18 protein-coding genes are annotated in these 16,926 nt (G+C 59.1%); 17 read left to right on the top strand and 1 reads right to left on the bottom strand.

Annotation, left to right across the window (positions count from 1 at the left end; genetic code table 11):
- Nucleotides 1-14 precede the first annotated feature (14 nt).
- The gene (gene lysM / locus HNP33_RS04170; protein WP_184705591.1) at nt 15-473 is read right to left on the bottom strand and encodes a peptidoglycan-binding protein LysM; all 459 of its coding nucleotides are present in this window, start codon (nt 471-473) and stop codon (nt 15-17) included.
- A gap of 194 nt (nt 474-667) precedes the next feature.
- On the opposite strand from lysM, the gene HNP33_RS04175 reads away from it, so the two are divergent.
- From HNP33_RS04175 to HNP33_RS04255, 17 genes are all read left to right on the top strand, one after another.
- The gene (locus HNP33_RS04175) at nt 668-1,441 is read left to right on the top strand and encodes a type III pantothenate kinase (protein ID WP_184705593.1); all 774 of its coding nucleotides are present in this window, start codon (nt 668-670) and stop codon (nt 1,439-1,441) included.
- A 194-nt stretch (nt 1,442-1,635) separates the two neighbouring features.
- Nucleotides 1,636-2,691 carry a dTDP-glucose 4,6-dehydratase gene (gene rfbB / locus HNP33_RS04180; protein WP_184705595.1) on the top strand — a complete coding sequence of 352 codons (1,056 nt, stop codon included), beginning with the start codon at nt 1,636-1,638 and terminating at the stop codon, nt 2,689-2,691.
- A gap of 87 nt (nt 2,692-2,778) precedes the next feature.
- On the top strand, nt 2,779-3,672 hold the full coding sequence (gene rfbD / locus HNP33_RS04185; RefSeq protein WP_184705597.1) for a dTDP-4-dehydrorhamnose reductase: 894 nt from the start codon (nt 2,779-2,781) through the stop codon (nt 3,670-3,672).
- Nucleotides 3,673-4,563: a glucose-1-phosphate thymidylyltransferase RfbA gene (rfbA, locus tag HNP33_RS04190; RefSeq protein WP_184705599.1), complete on the top strand. Its 891-nt coding sequence runs from the start codon at nt 3,673-3,675 to the stop codon at nt 4,561-4,563.
- 7 nt (nt 4,564-4,570) lie between these two features.
- The gene (gene rfbC, locus HNP33_RS04195) at nt 4,571-5,119 is read left to right on the top strand and encodes a dTDP-4-dehydrorhamnose 3,5-epimerase (RefSeq protein ID WP_184705602.1); all 549 of its coding nucleotides are present in this window, start codon (nt 4,571-4,573) and stop codon (nt 5,117-5,119) included.
- Nucleotides 5,120-5,226: 107 nt separating this feature from the next.
- Nucleotides 5,227-6,966, top strand: a complete 1,740-nt coding sequence (gene gspE, locus HNP33_RS04200) for a type II secretion system ATPase GspE (RefSeq protein WP_184705604.1) — start codon at nt 5,227-5,229, stop codon at nt 6,964-6,966.
- Nucleotides 6,959-8,230, top strand: coding sequence for a type II secretion system F family protein (locus HNP33_RS04205; RefSeq protein WP_184705606.1), 1,272 nt, complete (start codon nt 6,959-6,961; stop codon nt 8,228-8,230). Before gspE ends, HNP33_RS04205 begins: the two co-directional genes overlap by 8 nt.
- A gap of 28 nt (nt 8,231-8,258) precedes the next feature.
- A complete protein-coding gene (gene gspG / locus HNP33_RS04210; protein WP_184705608.1) occupies nt 8,259-8,690 on the top strand; it encodes a type II secretion system major pseudopilin GspG in 432 nt (143 codons plus the stop codon).
- A 30-nt stretch (nt 8,691-8,720) separates the two neighbouring features.
- A complete protein-coding gene (locus tag HNP33_RS04215) occupies nt 8,721-9,221 on the top strand; it encodes a pilus assembly FimT family protein (protein ID WP_325064903.1) in 501 nt (166 codons plus the stop codon).
- Nucleotides 9,221-9,658, top strand: a complete 438-nt coding sequence (locus tag HNP33_RS04220; RefSeq protein ID WP_184705610.1) for a prepilin-type N-terminal cleavage/methylation domain-containing protein — start codon at nt 9,221-9,223, stop codon at nt 9,656-9,658. The genes HNP33_RS04215 and HNP33_RS04220 overlap by 1 nt, the downstream gene beginning before the upstream one ends.
- The gene (locus HNP33_RS04225) at nt 9,655-10,383 is read left to right on the top strand and encodes a prepilin-type N-terminal cleavage/methylation domain-containing protein (protein ID WP_233464352.1); all 729 of its coding nucleotides are present in this window, start codon (nt 9,655-9,657) and stop codon (nt 10,381-10,383) included. Before HNP33_RS04220 ends, HNP33_RS04225 begins: the two co-directional genes overlap by 4 nt.
- Nucleotides 10,380-11,270: a general secretion pathway protein GspK gene (locus HNP33_RS04230; RefSeq protein ID WP_233464354.1), complete on the top strand. Its 891-nt coding sequence runs from the start codon at nt 10,380-10,382 to the stop codon at nt 11,268-11,270. The genes HNP33_RS04225 and HNP33_RS04230 overlap by 4 nt, the downstream gene beginning before the upstream one ends.
- A gap of 18 nt (nt 11,271-11,288) precedes the next feature.
- Nucleotides 11,289-12,632: a PilN domain-containing protein gene (locus HNP33_RS04235; RefSeq protein ID WP_184705612.1), complete on the top strand. Its 1,344-nt coding sequence runs from the start codon at nt 11,289-11,291 to the stop codon at nt 12,630-12,632.
- Entirely contained in the window at nt 12,629-13,198 is a 570-nt protein-coding gene (gene gspM / locus HNP33_RS04240; RefSeq protein ID WP_184705614.1) for a type II secretion system protein GspM, read from the top strand. Before HNP33_RS04235 ends, gspM begins: the two co-directional genes overlap by 4 nt.
- Complete coding sequence (locus tag HNP33_RS04245; RefSeq protein WP_184705616.1) at nt 13,195-13,827, top strand: hypothetical protein; 633 nt, start codon at nt 13,195-13,197, stop codon at nt 13,825-13,827. The genes gspM and HNP33_RS04245 overlap by 4 nt, the downstream gene beginning before the upstream one ends.
- A 55-nt stretch (nt 13,828-13,882) precedes the next feature.
- Nucleotides 13,883-16,339 (top strand): type II secretion system secretin GspD, encoded by a 2,457-nt coding sequence (gene gspD, locus HNP33_RS04250; protein ID WP_184705618.1) that lies wholly within the window; start codon nt 13,883-13,885, stop codon nt 16,337-16,339.
- Between the two features lie 21 nt (nt 16,340-16,360).
- Nucleotides 16,361-16,795 carry a hypothetical protein gene (locus tag HNP33_RS04255; protein WP_184705620.1) on the top strand — a complete coding sequence of 145 codons (435 nt, stop codon included), beginning with the start codon at nt 16,361-16,363 and terminating at the stop codon, nt 16,793-16,795.
- The last annotated feature ends 131 nt before the right edge of the window (nt 16,796-16,926 follow it).

The following is a 16,926-nucleotide window of genomic DNA, read 5'->3' on the forward strand; positions in this document are numbered from 1 at the left end:
TAAAGGCTCTAGCTTTACAGCGCAGGAATACGCAGCTTCTGGCCTGGGTAGATCTTGTTGGGGTCGCTCAACATTGGCTTGTTGGCTTCAAAGATCACCATGTACTTGTTGGCGTCGCCATACATCTTCTTGGAGATGCCCGATAGCGTGTCGCCAGAGACCACGTCGTAGTACTTGGCTTCGGGTTCGGGGTTGGTGACGGACATCTGGTTGTCCACATCGCTCACGCTCGAGACATTGCCGCAGCACAGGGTTACCTTTTCCTTGGCAGCCTGCGTGGGGGCAGTGCCGGTCACGGTGACCTTGCCTGCGTCAAAGGCGACTTTGACATCGGTCACGCCCAGGTTCTGGGTGCCGATGTACTTCTCGATCGCTGCGCCTGCTGTGGCGTTCAGGTCCTGAGGGGCGGCAGCGGCTTCTTTGCCTCCAAACAGTTTTTCACCGGCTTCCTTGATAAAGCTGAACAGTCCCATTGATTGACTCCTTGAAGGTTGGTTGCAGGAACTACTCAATATAAACGGCTTTGGCGCCAAGGCAATGTCAGCGAAGGGCGCTTGAAAAAAATTCACAGTACCCGCAGTGCGCACTACCGGTGCCAAGCCGGTAATTGCCGTAGATGTTGCAAGTGCAACAAAGGATGAATGCAAAAAGACTGATAATGCCGCCCATGCAATTTCTGGCCATTGACGTAGGGAACACGCGCCTCAAGTGGGCAATGTATGACGAGCCGCGCCCGGGTGCGGCCGTGCTTGCCCATGGCGTGGAGTTTTTGGACAACATCGAACGCCTGGCCGAAGGCAGCTGGGCGGAGCTGCCTGAGCCCCGGCAGATGCTGGGCTGCGTGGTGGCGGGCGATGTGGTGCGCCGCCGCGTGCAGGAGCAGTTGGAGATCTGGGATGTCTCGCCCCATTGGGTGGTCTCGACCACGCAAGAGGCGGGCCTGACCAATGGCTACGACCACCCGTCCCGGCTGGGCACGGACCGCTGGATTGCCATGATCGGCGCCTGGCACCATGTGCTGGCACAAGGGCGACAGCGGCCGGTGGTTGTGGTCATGGTTGGTACGGCCGTGACGGTGGAGGCCATCGATGCGAGCGGCAGGTTCCTGGGCGGCCTGATTCTGCCCGGCCACGGCATCATGCTGCGCGCGCTGGAAGCGGGCACCGCTGGCCTGCATGTGCCCACGGGCAATGTCTGTGCCTTCCCTACCAATACCAGTGATGCGCTCACCAGTGGCGGCACTTATGCCATTGCGGGAGCGGTGGAGCGCATGGTGCAGCACGTGATTGCGCACTGCGGCGAGGAGCCTGCGTGTGTCATGACTGGCGGCGCTGGCTGGAAAATGATGCCCAGCATGACGCGTCCGTTCGAGCTGGTGGAAAACCTGATTTTTGACGGCTTGCTGCACATTGCGCAGAGCCGCTTCGGTGCTGCAGCCTGAGTAGCCGGTGAAAAATCCAGCTTTTTTGACAGCGGTGTCAGGAAAAAATAGACGTCTATAGCTATAAAAATAGTAGTAATCCGGGGTATTGGTCAACCTCGTTACAAGTGGGCTGAGGCTTTGCGAATGCTCGCGGTCCGCTGGGGAAGGGCAGTGCGATAATGGGCGGTTATCGTTCACTACCCATATTGCCCATGATTCTCGTCACCGGAGGCGCCGGCTTTATCGGCTCGAATTTTGTGTTGGACTGGCTGGCTGGCTCTGAGGAGCCTGTGGTCAATCTCGACAAGCTGACCTACGCAGGCAATTTGCACAATCTGCACAGTTTGCAGGGTGATGAGCGCCATATCTTCGTGCAAGGCGATATTGGCGATCGAGCGCTGCTGGACAAGCTGCTGGCCGAGCACAAGCCCCGCGCCATTGTGCATTTCGCGGCCGAAAGCCATGTGGACCGTTCGATCCACGGACCTGAAGACTTCATCCAGACCAATGTGGTGGGAACCCTGCGCCTGCTGGAAGCAGCGCGCGCCTACTGGAATGGCCTGGAGGGCGACGCCAGGAGCGGCTTCCGCTTTCTGCACGTATCGACCGACGAAGTCTATGGCAGCCTGGAAAAGGCCGACCCGGCCTTTACCGAGACCCACAACTTCGAGCCCAACAGCCCTTACAGCGCAAGCAAGGCGGCCAGCGACCACCTGGTGCGTGCCTGGTACCACACCTACGGCCTGCCGGTGCTCACCACCAACTGCTCTAATAACTACGGCCCGTATCATTTTCCTGAAAAACTAATTCCATTAATGATTGTGAATGCACTGGCAGGGAAAAGCCTGCCTGTGTATGGCGATGGCATGCAGATCCGTGACTGGCTCTACGTCAAGGACCACTGCAGCGCGATCCGCCGCGTTCTGCAAGGCGGCCAGTTGGGCGAGACCTACAACGTCGGTGGCTGGAACGAAATGCCCAACATCGAAATCGTCCAGCGTGTATGCAGCCTGCTCGACCAGCTGCGCCCCCGGGCTGATGGCAAGCGCTATGCCGAGCAGATCACCTACGTCAAGGATCGCCCGGGCCATGACCGCCGCTATGCCATCGACGCGCGCAAGCTCGAAAAGGAGCTGGGCTGGAAGCCTGCCGAAACCTTTGACAGCGGTATCCAGAAAACCGTGCAGTGGTACCTGGACAACCAGGACTGGGTGCAGCAGGTGCAATCAGGCGCCTACAAGGACTGGGTCAATCAACAGTACGCTTGAGATTTGCTATGAAAACAAGACTGCTTGCGCTTGACAGGATTGTGCCAGCGGTCGTTTTTATATTCATCGACGGCGAAAGGTAGTGGAATGAAGATTTTGTTGCTCGGCAAGAACGGCCAGGTCGGTTGGGAGCTGCAGCGCAGCCTGCAGCCTCTGGGCGAGCTGGTGGCACTGGATCGCAACAGCAGCCCGCTGTGCGGCGATCTGCTGCAGCCGGTCGCGCTGGCCGAGGCTGTGCGGGCGATCAAGCCCGACGTCATCGTGAACGCTGCGGCCTATACCGCCGTCGACAAGGCGGAAAGCGATGCGGATGCCGCCCGCACCATCAATGCCGAAGCGGTGGGTGTGCTGGCGCGCGAGGCCAAGGCTTTGGAGGCCTGGCTGGTGCACTACAGCACCGACTATGTTTTTGACGGCAGCGGCTCCCGGACTTGGCAGGAGAGTGATGCTACTGGCCCGCTGTCGGTCTACGGCCAGACCAAGCTGGAAGGCGAGCAGGCGATTGCCAAGAGCGGCGCCAGACATCTTGTCTTTCGCACCAGCTGGGTCTATGCGGCGCGCGGCGGCAACTTTGCCAAAACCATGCTGCGTCTTGCGCAGGAGCGTGACAAGCTGGCGGTGATCGACGACCAATGGGGTGCACCCACAGGGGCTGAGTTGATTGCCGATGTGACCGCCCATGCGCTGCGTGCAGCCATGGCGGGCGAGCAGGATCTGAGCGGCATCTACCACCTGGTGGCTGGCGGCGAGACCACCTGGAACCGCTATGCCCAGTTTGTGCTGGCGCAGGCCCGGCAGATCAATCCGGCACTTGGCATCACGGCGCGCGAAGTGCAGGCGGTGGCGACTTCGGCCTTCCCTACACCCGCCAAACGCCCCAACAACTCTCGCTTGAATACCCAGAAATTACAGCAAAGCTTTGGCTTGGCGCTGCCTGACTGGCAGGTCGGCGTACAGCGCATGCTGCGGGAAATTTTGTAAATGACAATCCAACAACGCAAAGGCATCATCCTCGCGGGCGGCTCGGGCACCCGTCTGCACCCGGCCACTCTGGCTGTCAGCAAGCAATTGCTGCCGGTGTATGACAAGCCGATGATCTATTACCCGCTTTCCACCCTGATGCTGGCCGGAATCAAGGAAATCCTCATCATCAGCACGCCGCAGGACACGCCTCGCTTCGAGCAGTTGCTGGGCGACGGCAGCCAGTGGGGCATCCGTCTGCAATATGCTGTGCAGCCCAGCCCGGACGGGCTGGCGCAGGCCTTCCTGATCGGTGAATCGTTCCTGAACGGCGCGCCCAGTGCGCTGGTGCTGGGTGACAACATATTCTACGGCCATGATTTCTACAAGCTGCTGGGCAGTGCAATGCAGCGCGGCGATGGCGCGAGCGTGTTTGCCTACCACGTAACCGATCCGGAACGCTATGGGGTGGCCGAGTTCGACCAGGCGGGCAAGGTGCTGTCGCTGGAAGAAAAGCCTGCCAAACCCAAGAGCCATTACGCGGTCACCGGCCTGTATTTCTATGATGGCCAGGTGGTGGAACTGGCCAAGAGCCTCAAACCATCGCCGCGCGGCGAGTTGGAAATCACCGACCTGAACCGGCTGTACCTGGAAAAAGGCCAGCTCAGTGTGGAGATCATGGGCCGCGGCTATGCCTGGCTGGATACAGGTACGCACGACAGCCTGCTGGAGGCAGGGCAGTTCATCGCCACTCTGGAAAGCCGCCAGGGCTTGAAGATCGCCTGTCCGGAAGAGATCGCCTGGCGCAGCGGCTACATCAACAGCGAGCAACTGGCGGCGCTGGCCAAGCCGCTGGCCAAGAATGGCTATGGCCAGTACCTGCAGCGCCTGTTGCAAGAAGCCAGGGGATGAGCACGACATGCAAGTGATTGATACCAGGATTGCCGACGTCAAGCTCATCGAGCCCCGGGTTTTTGGCGACGCGCGCGGTTTCTTCTTTGAAAGCTTCAACCAGAAGGCATTTGATGCGGCCGTGGGGAAGCACTACGAGTTTGTGCAGGACAACCACAGCAAGAGCAGTCGTGGCGTGCTGCGCGGCCTGCACTACCAGCTGCAGCAGGTGCAGGGCAAACTGGTGCGGGTGACCCAGGGCGCGGTTCTGGATGTGGTTGTCGATATCCGAAAAAGCTCGCCCACCTTTGGCCAGTGGGTAGCGGTAGAGTTGTCCGGAGACAACAAGCGCCAGCTGTGGGTGCCGCCCGGCCTTGCCCATGGTTTCGTTGTCTACAGCGAGACGGCAGAATTTCTCTATAAAACAACGGATTACTATGCGCCTGCGCACGAGCGCTGCATTGCATGGAATGATCCCGATCTGGCCATTGACTGGAACCTGGGTGATATCGTGCCGCAGCTGTCTGCCAAGGACCAGCAGGGCGTGCCCTTTGCCCAGGCCGAGGTTTTTGTCTGATCTTTGCAGTTCCTCCCAAATGTCTCCCATGCCTGCCTCCTACACTAGAACGCTATGGCATGGAGGGGCGACCATTCGCCTGTGACAGGCCTTGAAAAACGACAAGCATGACGACCAGCACTCTGAATGAGCCCATCTTTGCAACCGCCGCCGGCCAGGCTGAGGTGGCGCGACCCCTGCTGGGCGAAATGCTGGTGCAGGCGGGCAAGCTATCGCCGCGCGATCTGGAGCGGGCCTTGCAGGCGCAGCAGGAGATGGGCAGCCTCATCGGGCAGGTGCTGGTGCAGTTGGGCCTGGTCTCCGAGATGGACCTGATGCAGACGCTGGCGCGCCAGCTGCAGATTCCGTTCACGCTCGGCACGGATTTCCCCCCCGAAGCCATTGAAGTGCCCGGCCTGCTGCCGGAGTTTCAGCATGCCCAGCACGTATTTCCACTGAAACTGGAAAACGGCGTGCTGGATGTGGCCATGACAGCGCCGCAGGATCCATTTGTGATCAAGGCACTGCAGATGTCCACGGGGCTGGTGATTCAGCCCCATCTGGCGCTGGAAGCCGATATTGAGAAGGCGCTGCAGGAACCCGAGCCCGAAGTGGCCGAGGAAGACGATGACGGCCTTTTCGGCGATGGCGCGGATGTCGGCGATTTTGTCGAACACCTGAAAGACCTGGCGAGCGAAGCTCCGGTGATTCGTCTTGTCAATAGCATTATTGGCAAAGTAACGGATTTGCGGGCTTCCGATATTCACCTGGAGCCTTTTGATGACGGGCTGCATGTGCGCTACCGCGTGGACGGCGTGATTCACCCAGGCGAGCTGGTGCCGCCGCGCCTGTCGGCGGCAGTGGGCTCGCGTGTCAAACTGATGGCGCATCTGGACATCGCCGAGCGCCGCTTGCCACAGGATGGCCGTATCAAGACCCGCGTCAAAGGGCGTGAGCTGGATCTGCGTGTCTCCACCGTGCCCACTGTGCATGGCGAGAGCATCGTGATGCGTGTGCTGGACCGTGCCAGCGTGCGCCTGCAGCTCGAAACCATGGGCTTTTCCAAGGACACCCTGGCCAAGTTCAACGATCTGCTGGCGCGCCCGCATGGCATTTTGCTGGTGACGGGGCCCACGGGTTCGGGCAAGACCACTACGCTGTATGCGGCCTTGTCGAAGATCGATGCCGAGGCCAACAAAATCATCACCGTGGAAGACCCGGTGGAATACCAGCTCGAAGGCATCAACCAGATCCAGGTGCATTCGCAGATCAACCTGACCTTTGCGAACGCATTGCGCTCCATTCTGCGGCAGGATCCGGACATCATCATGATCGGTGAAATGCGTGACGGCGAAACCGCGCAGATTGCCGTGCAGTCTGCACTGACTGGTCACCTGGTGCTGTCCACTCTGCACACCAATACCGCAGCAGGTGCCATCACCCGTATGCAGGACATGGGGGTGGAGAGCTACCTGATCACCTCTTCCGTCAATGGTGTGCTGGCGCAGCGCCTGGTGCGTACCCTGTGCAGCAACTGCAAGGAAGAATACGAGCCCGGCGAAGAAGTTCGCCAACGGTCCGGTCTGGCACGTTTCAGCCAGACTGGTCAACCCATCTATCGCGCCGTCGGCTGCAATGCCTGCCGCCAGACGGGCTACAAGGGGCGTACGGGCATCCACGAGCTGTTCGTGCTGGATGAGCCGATGCGCAATGCCATCAATGCGGGCAAGGATTCGAACGAGCTGTTTGCGCTGGCGTCCAGGGCCGGCATGCTCAGTCTGTATGAAGACGGCTTGCGCAAGGTGGCTTCGGGCATGACCACGCTGGACGAAGTGGCCCGCGTAACGCAGGACCAAGTCGATGGCTGATTTCGCCTGGCACGCCATCAACGCCAGCGGCGAGCAAGTCCGCGGCACATTCCAGGCGCCGAGCGTGGCGGCGGTGCAAAAGCATTTGCGTGCGCAAAGGCTCACGCCGGTGCGCATTGTCGATGCGGCCGACGCGGCAGCCCTGATGCCCACAGGGGGCAAGGCCGACAAGAAGGCCGATGCTGCCAACGCCATTGTCAAAGCCAAGGCCACCAAATCTCAAAAGGGGCCGGCCAAGGCCGCAGATGTGCTGGCGATGACCTCCGAGCTGTCCATCATGCTCAAGGCGGGTCTGGCGCTTGACAACGCGCTGCGCGTGCTGATCGACATGTCCTACAAGGACAGCATGCGCGAGCTTCTGACTGGCGTGCTTGAAGCTGTCAAGGGCGGTGTTCCGCTGTCCAAGGCGCTGATGCAGCACCAGGAGCTGTTTGGAGACTTTTATATCAACATGGTGCGCTCGGGCGAAGCCAGCGGCCAGATGTCGGCGGTGCTTGGTCGGCTGGTGGAGCATCTGGAGCGCCAACGCGCCCTGAAGGAAAGCGTCATTTCCGCCACCATCTACCCGATGATTCTGGTTGCGGTGGCCATTTTGTCGCTGGTTGCCATGCTGGGCTTTGTCGTGCCGCAGTTTGAAAAGCTGTTCACTGACATGGGTGATGCGCTGCCTACGCCGACCAAGATCGTGATGACGATCGGCCAGGCCTTCCGCAAGAATGGGTGGATCATCCTGATCGTGGTTGCATTGGCGGTCTATGTGCTGCGCCGCTGGTTCCAATCCCCCAAGGGGCGGATGTGGTGGCAGGGCGTTTTGCTGCGCATGCCGGTACTCGGCCGTCTGGCGCTCAAGTACCAGTTAACTTTGTACTCCCGCTCACTTGGCACTTTGCTGGGGAACGGTGTACCGCTGCTCACGGCGCTGCACATTGCGACTGATACGGTCAGCAACCGCATCATCCAGACCGAGCTGGCCAAGATTCCGCCCATCGTCAAGGAGGGCGGCAAGATGGTGCAGGCCATGAATACGACCACCGTGTTCGAGCCTCTGGCTGTCAATCTGGTGCGGGTGGGTGAGGAGACGGGGCGGCTCGGTCAGATGATGCTGGAGCTGTCGAATATCTTGAACCGCGAGGTGGAAACCGGAATCAAACGTGCCTTGACCATGATCGAGCCCGTATTGATTTTGGTGCTGGGTATCCTGATCGCCTCCATTATTGTGTCGATCTTGATGGGCATCTTGTCCGTCAATGATCTGGCCGTCTAATATTTTGATTCAACAAGGAGTGCCTGCCATGAAGGCTTTATTTACCCAAAAACTGCAACGTAAAAGCCGCGGCTTTACGCTGATTGAACTGCTGGTGGTGCTGGCGATCCTGACCTTGCTGGCTGGCCTGGTAGGTCCCAAGGTGCTGAGCCAGTTGGGCGGCGCCAAGTCCAAAACCGCCGGTGTCCAGATTGCCGACCTGCAAAAGGCACTCGACATTTATAAGCTGGACGTGGGCCGTTATCCCACCACGGAAGAGGGGCTGGAGGCGCTGGCCAAGCAGCCTGGCAATGTCCGCGGCTGGAATGGCCCGTATCTGACTGGCGGCGTGCCCTCTGACCCATGGGGCAATCCATACCGCTATGGCTATGCCAATGGCAAGGTGGAATTGCTGTCCCTCGGCTCGGATGGCCAGCCCGGCGGTGAAGGCGAGGCCGCTGACATCCGCAACGCGCAATAAGCGCCAGGCAGCGCTCGACCGGAAACGTCCGTGCCCATTCTTCTGCCGTGGTTGCATCGCCCTTTGCGCACTTCGGTGCGCAGAACATCAGCACATCGGGGGTTCACTCTGATCGAGCTGATGGTGGTGTTCGCCATCATGGCCTTGGTGGTGGCCATGGCGCCGGTCGCCTATGACCGGCTCAAGGAGGGTGTGCAGTACCGTGATACGGTGCGCAGCCTGATCACGCAGTTGCGTTCTGCCAGATACTCCGCAGTTTCGGAGGGCGTGCCGGTGCGCTTCACGGTGGATTTGAAGTCCCGCGAGTACGGCGTGCCCGGCGCTGTCAAGGAAATTCCTGAAACCGTTGACTTGCGCACCATTGTGGCGGACCGGGAGTTTGTTCCTGGCGGCTCTGCCTCCATCGTGTTTCTGGCTTCCGGCGGATCGACGGGTGGCAGCGTTGAAATCCTGCGTAAGACAGGCGCAGGCACGCGCCTGCGTGTTGACTGGCTGTCGGGGCGCGTCACCCAGGAGCCCCTGCTGCAATGATGACGCGCACCGTACCCTGTCCTGCCAATCGCCGGGCGCAGCGAGGCATGACCTTGCTTGAACTGCTCGTGGCACTGGCCATCATGGCGATATCCCTTGGCATGATCTATCGTGCAACTGGCAGCAATGCGCGCAGCGTGGGTGATCTCGGTCATCACCAATATGCAGTGCAACTGGCCGAATCATTGATGGATTCACGGGATTCGGTGTATGAAAGTGGCTGGAACGAGTCTGGAGAAAGCAATGGCTTTCAATGGAGCATTCAAAGCGCACCCTTCAAAACCGACGTGGGCGAGGCTCCCAATATTCCTCTTCTGCACGAGGTGCGCATCGTTGTCAGTTGGAGCGATGGCGACAAGCCCAAGAGTTTTGAGCTGAGCACCCTGCGCGCCCAGCGCCGTCCGCCAGACCCGGCAGAAAACAGGGGTGCTCCATGATGGATGGACGCCGCTCTTTTGCACACCACGACCACGGCACAAAAGCTGAGCGCCGTGCCTACGCCGGTTTCACGCTGGTGGAGATGCTGGTTGCGCTTTCGCTGCTCTCGCTCATCATGCTGGGTTTGGCCGGTGCCATGGGCACGATGGGGCGAACGGAAACGAGTATCGACAACCGGCTTGACCGCATGGACGAAGCTCGCTCCAGCACAGACTTCCTGCGTTCTGTGCTGTCGCGCATTTCGGCTAAAAGGGTGCAGGGCCTGCAGGAGCAGGGGATGGGCGATGCAGCCAAGTCGCAGTTCTTTTTTTCAGGGGCTGCCCAGACCATGACCTGGGTGGGCATCATGCCAGCGCGTTATGGGGTGGGTGGCCGCTATCATTTTCGATTGGCCATGGGAGATTATCTGGGCGCTCCTGCCGTGGTTCTGAGCTATACGCCGTGGATCGACCAACAAACCTTGCCCAACTGGGCAACTGCCGAGAGCTATCCGGTGCTCGCCCATGCAACAGGGGTTTCCTTTCAATATCTGAATGCGGTTGTCGACCCTCCGCAATGGGGCAGTGACTGGGGCGTCGTGGATCAACTGCCTCAAGCGGTGCAGATATTGATGAGCTCCGAGCAGGGTGTATTGCCCCCCCTGGTCGTGCAAATGCGCGTCATGCCCGCAGGAGACCCGCGCGGGGGCGGCGGCGGTGCCTCTTTGGGGGGCAGTGCATCATGAGACTTGGGCGCAAGCGATCCCTTCAGCAGGGTAGCCAGGCATACAGCGCTGGCCAGCACGCCGGCATGGCGTTGATTGCCGTATTGTGGCTCGTGGCCGCTCTGAGCCTGATGGTGACTGGCGTCAGCGGAGTGGTGCGGCAAGAGGCGCGCATGGTGGGTGTCGCCAAGGACCGCGTCACAGCACATGCCATGGGCGATGCTGCGGTCATGCTGGTGTTGCAGCAGCTTGTGGCAGACCGAAACGTGGTTTGGAAGTGGACGGATACGTCGGTGAATTACCAAGGCGCGGAGATTTCGGTCAGCGTAATGCCCTTAAGCGGCCTGATCAATATCAATGGTGCATCGTTGCCTCTATTGACGGCATTGCTGACCATTGGGGGCGGGGTTCCCGAAGGGCCTGCACAGGAAATCGCCATCAGCATCCTGGATCGGCGGGAGCGATCTTCGCTCGATGGCCGCAGACCGGAGCGCTTCGAGGCGATTGAGGATCTCATGCAAATCCCGGGGATCGATTACGACCTCTATGCTAGACTCGCGCCGCTGATCACCGCCTCCAGTTCGGGCTCGGGCGGTGCAGCTGTCAATCCGTTGGCGGCGCCGCCCGAGGTGCTGCGCATTCTGGCCAACGGCAATGAGGGAGTCGTCAATCAGATTCTGGCCGCTCGCGCCTCTGGCGATGGGGCCAGTGTGGATACGACCGGATTGGACGGCAATCTCTCTCGCGCAGGTAGCGCACAGCGCCGTTACCGTGTAACGGCCAAGGTTCCCATGGCCGACGGCCGATTTTTTCTCGTGGATCGCAGCGTCTACTTTGGCTCCCGCACCCGTGACGGACTGCCTTGGTACACGTTCGAAGCACGTCAGATGTTGCAGCCCGCGTCCTGATTCAAACAAAGAAACGGTATGGCACTTTCCACAGACTCGCGCTTTTTTGGACTGGATTTGAACCAGTTGAAAGCCGATGTATTAAAAACTTGGCAAAAGGCTCCGCAATGGCCGCCTTTGAGCTGGCTGCGTCCAGAGCAGGCGCTGACGCTGGTGCCAACACAAGGCGATCCGGTGGTTGTATGGGAGAGCGGATCACCGGCGCCTGACGGCAAGCGGGCTCCGGAATTCTGGGCGGTTGAAATCCCTGAAAGCATGGTGTTGCGCAAGACCTTGCAGCTGCCAGCACTGGATCCGCAGGACTGTGCCAGTGCTGCGCAGCTGGAAGTGCAGGCCATCAGCCCTTTTGCGGCAGCAGATGTTCTGTGGGGATACGCGGAGCTTTCACGAAGCAGTCAGGCTGTGCGCATGCAACTGGTGCTGGCATCTCGCACCCAGGTAGAGCCATATATCCAGAGCAAGATAGCGGAGCGCCAGCAGACCCTGGCCGAGAACGCCAAACCATTGCTGCAGCCGGAAGTCTGGGTGTTTGCTCCGCAGCGCCAGCCTATCGTGATCCACGGGTTTGGCGAAGGCGCCCGCGCCGCCGCTGGCCGAAAGAAGTTGATGCTCAACGCGGTGGGCGTTGGTGTCGCAGCTCTTCTGTGTATTGCCCTTGCCCTTACGCCAACGGCACAGTTGCGCTTGCGCGCGATTGAGGCTGTTCACGCCTACGAAGGCATGGCAGCCAAAACGACAGATGTAGTGGGCAAGCGTGAACAATTGATGCAGAGCGCCGATAAGGTCGCTGCACTGTCGGAGTTGCTTGCCGAACGAGTGGACAGTGTCAAGGTGCTGAGCATGCTGACAAAAATACTTCCAGACGACACGGCGTTGCAATCGGCGCGAGTCCAGGGCAACAAGGTCACCCTGGTGGGCCTCACGGAAAACTCGTCAACGCTCATGCAAAAGCTGAGCAATGAAGAGGGCGTGAAGGATGTTCGTGCGCCCAGTGCGGCAACTCGCCTGGCAGGTGCCAACAGAGAGTCTTTCACGATTGAGCTCACACTGGATAACCGGGTATTTGGGCCAACCCTCAAGGTTGAGGATCCGCCGCCACCGAGCCAGCCGGCACCGGCCGATGGAGCGGGGGCGCAGCCGGCGGCTGCAAGCAACGAGGCTCCCGCCGCAGCGCCAGCGGCGCTCAGTGCGGCTCCTGCGCCTGCTCCTGCAGCTGCTCCCGCAACTCCGCAGCCAACTCCCCCACAATCTGCGCCGCCTTCCAGCGCAAACGCGCCCAAAGGGCCGACCCTTGGCGGCTCCAGATCGGGGCCTAGTCTTGGCGGCTCCAAGCCTGCGCCTGCACAGGAGACGCGCAAATGACACATTTCATCAAACCTACCCGCAAAGAGTGGCTGATCTTGCTGGGAACCTTGGTGCTGGTTCTTGCACCGTTGGTGTTGCTGGGTGGATATATCGCCAATAAACACCATTGGGCGCAATCCAAGCTCTCGGAGCTGGAGCCTCGCTACGCACGCCTCAAAGGCCTTGACATGCAGCGCGAGGAAATCGACCAGGCACTCGAGCGGGCATTGCGCATTCGCGCCGAGTACGTATATCCAGCCTCCCAGGATGTGGCCCAGACGGGTAACGCAGTGCAGCAAAAACTGAGGGATTTGCTCACACAGGCGGGGCTGACGGTTGTGAGCAGCCAGGTATTGCAGGCCAAGGAGGAAAAGGGTTTTGACCGTATTCCGCTCACGGTGCGCGCCGAAGGCGAGTTGCTTGCTGTGGACAGTGCGTTGGCGGTATTGGTCGAACAGCTTCCCGTCATGCTGCTTGGCGATGTTGAAGTACGCAATCAGGGTAATTTGCAGACGATGAATGAAAAAATAGCGCCGCGGTTGACACTGCAATTGAACCTGAGCGTGCTGCGGGAGCGTACATGAAGCGCTATCTAGGCTGGGCCCTGGTGGCCCTCAACGTTGTTCTGACCCTGGTGTTGGCGTGGCTGTGGTTCAAACCCAATGGTGAATTGCGTAATGCACACTGGGAAGCGCCGCGGGCACAGAAGTCCAATTTTGATGATGTCGTCCCTCATCTTGGCAAGCCCCAGCCCATGGACCAAAGCCAGTTTCTGGCAATGCTGGATCGGCCGCTTTTTTCGCCGACCCGCCGGCCTCCACCTCCACCTCCGCCGCCTCCCGTCGAGGCACCTCCACCACCGCCCGACTACCTGGCTGATGCTGTCCTGACGGGCGTATATATCAGCGACCAAGGCAAATCAGGCGGAATCATCATCCACTTCCAAGGCAAAGACAAATCCTTGCCGTTGCGTGGTGTTCTGGATGGCTGGACGCTCAATTCAGTGGCCGAAAACAGGGTTTATTTCACGCGCAACGGCATCACCAAGGAGATCACCTTGCAAAAGGCCAAGCTGCAGACGGGGTTTGGCCCCAGCGCAGAGACGCCCGAGGCACAGAGGGGATTGCCTGCGCCCAATGCCGAGGGACAAGAGCCAAAGCCGCAACGCCGAGGCCCCACCTTGGGTGGCTCCCGCTCTGCAAGCAGACCATGACGCGGGCCGAAATTGGCTGGCAATGATGTATTGATCGATTTTTGGGTTTAAAACTATGACGACTTCCACTTTGCGTCGCACCGCGCTCTTTTTGGCACTTGGGCAGGTGCTCATCCTGCAATCAGGGTATGCCCAGACTCCAGCAGCTGGAGGTGCTGTCGCTGCTGCGCCCGCTGGAAACGCGCAGGTGCCGGTACTGCAGGCGCCTGCGATCCTGGTTAACGGCAAGCAGCCTTCGAGTGGTGATGACGAGCAATCCACCGAGCCCCGTATCATGCGCGGGACTGACAAGGTGCTCAATATTGACAAGTCGGAGCCCATTCCCAAGGGGGCGCCGGTGACTTTCCGCTTTGAAGAAGCTCCTGTCGCGGAGGTGGTACGCACCATCCTGGGCGATATGCTGAAGCTAGACTTCGTCATGCACCCACCCTTGCAGGGAACGGTTACCTTGACCACTCGCAATGCCATCGAGCCAGATACTGCGGTGTTCCTGCTGGAAGCTGCGCTGCAGGCCAACGGGCTGGCGATGGTGCGTGATGCGCGTGGTGTATACCAGGTAGGCAAGCCAGAAGTGCTGCGCAGCCTGGTGGGTGCCGTGCGCGTGGCTGGAGCTCCAGGCTCCATGGCCCCAGGTTATGGCGTGATTGTGATTCCTCTTCAATATATTGGTGCCAATGAAATGGCCAATATCCTGAAGCCCATTGCACCTCCCGAAGCTGTCGTCAAGGTGGATGCAGTGCGCAATGTCATCATCATGCAAGGAAATCGCACCCAGTCCGAAGGTTGGATGGAGATGGTGAAAACCTTCGATGTGGACCTGCTCAAAGGCATGTCGGTGGGCATTTATCCCCTCAAGCATGCTTCCATTGAAGAGGTTTCTGCGGCCTTGCAGATGGTCAACAGCGGTGGACAAACCGGTGGAGCAAATCAGCAATCGGCCGGAGGCAGCGGTGGAATTGCCGGCAACTCTGCCAGCGTTGCGGCTGGCCGGCGTCCCGGGCAGGCAGCCTCACCTTCAGCCACTGGAACAGCGGGGTCGAATACCCCATTGAGTGGCAATGCGGCAGCTGCTGCAGCATTGCTGTCGTCTCTGGGGGAATCCAATCCGCTTTATGGCGCGTTGCGCGTTTTACCGATTCCGCGACTGAATGCCCTCATGGTCATCACGCCGCGGGCAGCTTATCTGGACGAGGCCGAGAAGTGGATTCGCCGCCTGGATGTTCCAGGCTATGGCGGCAGCGAGCCTGAGCTGTATGTTTATCGCGTCCAGAACGGCAATGCAAAATACTTGGCGCAAGTACTGAACGGCATTTTTGGCGGGCAGCAAGCGGGTGCTGCAGGCAATATGACCTCTGGTGTAGCCCCTGGATTGAACAACAACGTGAACCGCACACCTGGCTCTTTCAGCAACCTGGGCACCTCTTCGGGCCTGGGCTTCAACAGTGGCAACCGATTTGGCTTGAACCAGAACGCCCAGCAGCAAGCGAACGCTCCAACCATCACGGCAACTGCGATTGGTGATATCCGCGTTGTGGCTGACGAATTCAACAACACCATCCTGGTCTGGAGTACTGGTTCTCAATACCGCAAGATCGAGGCGTCGCTCAAGCGCCTTGATGTGGCGCCGATTCAGGTGCTGATCGAGGCCAGCATCATCGAAGTCACCTTGAACGACAACTTGCAATATGGCGTGGAATGGCTGTTCAAGAACAATGGCATACGTGCCAATGGGCAGAATTACACGGGTTTCGGTAATTTCGGTAGCCTGTCCGCCGACAATGCAGGTGCCAACAATGGCGCTCTCTGGGGCGGCAGTGGCAGCCAGTTCTTTACCTATTCGCTCTTTAGCGGGCAAGGCATTGCCGCACGGTTGAGTGCGATTGCGGGCAATGGGCAGGTAAAAATGCTCTCCAGCCCTTCTGTGATGGTGATGGACAACCATCCGGCCACTATTTCCGTGGGCGAGCAGATCCCGGTGAGAACGGCGGATTACATCAACAACTCTGGTAGCAACTACATTACCCAAAACTACCAGCTGAAAGATACTGGCGTGATTTTGAACGTCACGCCCTCCGTCAACTCCGGCAACATGGTCAGCTTGCAGATTGACCAGTCTGTCATCGACAGCGCGGGTATTGACACAGCGTCCAACCAAACCAAATTCTCGAACCGGCAACTCACCAGCAAGCTGGCTGTCCGCTCTGGCGAATCGATTGTGATGGGTGGCCTCATCAAGGACAGAACGGAAGATTCGGATAGCGGTATTCCGCTGCTCAAGGACATTCCTGTGATTGGAAAGGCATTTAGCAGTACCAAAAAGAGCACCGCCCGCACGGAACTATTGCTGGTCATGACGCCTCGTGTAGTACGTACAGACGTCGACGTGCGAGAAGTCAGTGAGGAGCTGCGTGATCGCTTGCGTGGTTTGAACGATGATGATCTGCTGGGTAGCCTCAAGAAGGCGGAGCCTCGCCGCCCTGCTTCGACGATCCAACCGTTGGTAACTCAGTAATCCAATCAGCTAATTCATTTTATGAAAGAAATTGTAATGAAGACTCGCTTTTCTGCGAAGGGTGCGATGCGTGCAGGCGCCATGATCATGGCTGCCTTGTCGCTGGGCGCATGCGCTACCATGGATTCGGGGACACCGGAGCAAATCGTGACCAAGCGTGCGCAAGCCTATTGGGATGCGCGCCTGAAGGGCGATGCGACCACCGCCTATGGGTTCGCCAATGATGCCTTCCGGCAAGCTGTGAGCGAGCAGAAGTTCAAACAGGGGCACATGGCCACCTTTGCTGTTGGAGCAGAGGTGCAAAAGGTGGAGTGCGATGCGCAAAAATGCGACGTCGGCACCAATTTAAAGGTCAATCCGCCGCTGCCTGGTAAAAAGATCGGTACCATTGATGTGTATTCGAAGCAAACTTGGTTGCTCGAAGACGGTCAGTGGAAACTGTTCATGGAGCCTTGAGACGGGTCGTGCATGGCAAGTTGGTTTAGGATTGTTGTAATTAGTCTACAGCTATCTCCAAAAAACAGCGAACTTGCTTTGCATCCGGTCGGAGCGCTATGCTATTATTTCTTAGCGTAAACAATCGTGGT

It is taken from the genome of Comamonas odontotermitis, from assembly GCF_014207855.1.
Classification (GTDB): domain Bacteria; phylum Pseudomonadota; class Gammaproteobacteria; order Burkholderiales; family Burkholderiaceae_C; genus Comamonas; species Comamonas odontotermitis_A.